At 74.0% G+C, this 1,697-nt stretch carries 2 protein-coding genes; both read right to left on the minus strand.

All coding sequences use genetic code 11. The features are described from left to right. Window positions 1–326: DnaJ domain-containing protein (locus tag HMPREF3105_RS06695; RefSeq protein ID WP_168168000.1), on the minus strand; the 326-nt coding region annotated here is incomplete at its 3' end. A gap of 75 nt (window positions 327–401) precedes the next feature. Further along, the gene (gene hrcA, locus HMPREF3105_RS06700) at window positions 402–1,415 is read right to left on the minus strand and encodes a heat-inducible transcriptional repressor HrcA (RefSeq protein WP_070709025.1); all 1,014 of its coding nucleotides are present in this window, start codon (window positions 1,413–1,415) and stop codon (window positions 402–404) included. Window positions 1,416–1,697: the final 282 nt, after the last annotated feature.

A 1,697-nucleotide genomic window follows, 5' to 3' on the forward strand; every position in this document is an offset into this window, starting at 1 on the left:
CTGGCGGGGCCGCCGCGGCCGCCCTGGCCGGCGGCGTTCATGAAGGTCTCGAAGATGTCGGCGAAGCCCCCGAAGCCGCCCGCCCCGCCGAAGCCGCCCGGGAAGCCGGCCTGGCCGTTCTCGTTGCCCGTCGTGTCGTAGGCCCGGCGCCGGCCCTCGTCCGAGAGCACCTCGTAGGCGTGGGAGATGCGCTTGAACTGCTCGGCCGCCTCCGGGTCGGGGTTGACGTCCGGGTGGTGGGTGCGCGCGAGCTTGCGGTAGGCGCGGCGGATCTCCTCGGTGCTGGCGTCACGGCTGACGCCGAGCGTCTCGTAGTGGTCGGTCACGGTGGGGATTCCTCTCGGGGAGAGCGGGACGTGGGGCGATGCGGGACGGGGCCCGCCAGGACGCGTGGAGGCGCGTCAGGTGGTCAGGATGCGGGAGAGATAGCGGGCGATCGCCCGGACGGCGGCCATGGTGCCCGGGTAGTCCATCCGGGTCGGACCGATGACGCCGACCTTCGCCACGGCGCCGGGGCCGTAGGCGGCCGCGACCACCGAGGTGTCCGCGAGCGATCCGGCGTTCTCGGAGCCGATCCGCACGGACACCCCGTGGGCGTCCTGCTCCATCTCCGTGAGCAGGCGCAGCAGCACCACCTGCTCCTCAAGCGCCTCCAGGATCGGCCCGATGGACGCGCCGAAGTCCCCCGGGGAGCGGGCCAGGTTGGCGGTGCCGGCCAGGACGATGCGGTCCTGCCGGCCGGCCTCGAGCAGGTCGTGGACGGCCGCGGCCACGAGGACGGCGGACTGCCGGTGCTCCGGGCGGACCCGGGTGACGACGTCGTCCACCACGGTGGCCGCCTGCACCGGACCGAGCCCCAGCAGGGCGTCCAGCAGGAGGCCGCGGAGCACGGACAGCTCCGCCTCGTCGACCGGACGGTCCAGCACGGCGTGCCGCTGGTCCACCCGCCCCGTGGACAGGATGAGGACCACGAGCACGCGCGTGGGCGCGAGGGAGACCAGTTCGAGGTGGCGGATCGTGGAGCCGTCCTCGTGGGGGAACTGCGCGACGGCGACCTGCTGGGTCAGCTGGGCCAGGAGGCGCACCGTGGACTCCATCATGTGCTCGGTGTCCGTCTCCGGGTCCAGCAGGGTCCGCACGGCCCGGCGCTCGGCGGGGGACAGCGGCTTCACCTCGGAGAGGCGGTCGACGAACACGCGGTAGCCCTTGTCCGTGGGGACGCGCCCGGCGGAGGTGTGCGGGGCCACGATGAGGCCCTCCTCCTCGAGCGCAGCCATGTCGTTGCGCACGGTCGCGGAGGACACGCCCAGGGCGTGCCGTTCCACGAGCGCCTTGGAGCCCACGGGCTCGCGCAGCGCCACGTAGTCCTCCACGATCGCCTGGAGCACCTGCAGGCGGCGGGGCTGCTCCGACATCTCGGTCCTCCTCTGGTCCGTCGGGATCCGGGGCGACCCCGGAGGTGCCCCTGGCTGGCACTCCGGCGGGTCAAGTGCCAATGCTACCGTCCGACCCGGGGGACGACCCGACCGGCCCGCACGGCTTCGCTCACGGTGATCGCCCGCCCCCGTTGCTACCGTGCTCTCCCATGGACTGGAGCAGCTGGGGCCCCGCGGGCCACGACGACCTGACGCGCCGCCCCGCCCGGACCGTCCCCGATGTGCCCGCCACCCCCGGCACGGTGGTCGAGGACGTGGCCT

Source organism: Micrococcus sp. HMSC31B01 (assembly GCF_001816085.1).
Lineage (GTDB): Bacteria > Actinomycetota > Actinomycetes > Actinomycetales > Micrococcaceae > Micrococcus > Micrococcus luteus.